The sequence below is a fragment of the Mycobacterium sp. E2733 genome (genome assembly GCF_001667585.1).
Classification (GTDB): Bacteria; Actinomycetota; Actinomycetes; order Mycobacteriales; family Mycobacteriaceae; genus Mycobacterium.
This window is the reverse complement of sequence record NZ_LZJZ01000060.1, coordinates 1-505: the sequence shown is the minus strand read 5'-3', so window position 1 is coordinate 505 and position 505 is coordinate 1. Positions and strand designations below refer to the sequence as shown.

Sequence of the window (505 nt, the reverse complement as noted above, 5' to 3'; positions counted from 1 at the left end):
ACGTAGCGTCGGACGGTGTCAGGCTTGGACATGTCGAATGTCTGTGCCTCGTTGACGGTAGAGAACGACCAGATGATGCGGGCGAGCCATTCGCTGGCGGCCGTCACGTCGACCCCGGCACCAACCTCTCCGCGGTCACGCGCGTCACGTACGTAGGGTTCGAGAAATTTGGTCGTCCGCCGGACCGCCGTATCCCCGTCAGAGATCATGTGCCGCATCAGCTCAGCGTCATCGGCCATCAAACGGTTGCGAGTTCGGTGGTCGAGCAAGATCCTCGCGTGTGTTTCGGCCATCGCGCCGAGCTGTTCAGCCAGCGTGGCCTTCTTGGCCATCGCTGCGGCGACTTCGCGGTAGAAGCGTTGAGCGCCGTGCTCTATGGCCGCTTCGATCAGCACGTCGCGGTCGACGAAGTATCGGTAGATGGTGCCGCGGGACACCTTGGCCATTCGCGCCACGTCCTGAACGCTCGTGCGCTGGATGCCGAGCTGTGTGAAGCATTCGTTCG

1 protein-coding gene is annotated in these 505 nt (G+C 62.6%); it reads right to left on the bottom strand.

What is annotated here, in order from left to right; translation table 11 throughout:
- The coding region (locus A5678_RS10965; protein ID WP_068042017.1) for a TetR/AcrR family transcriptional regulator at positions 1-505 on the bottom strand (505 nt) is incomplete at both ends.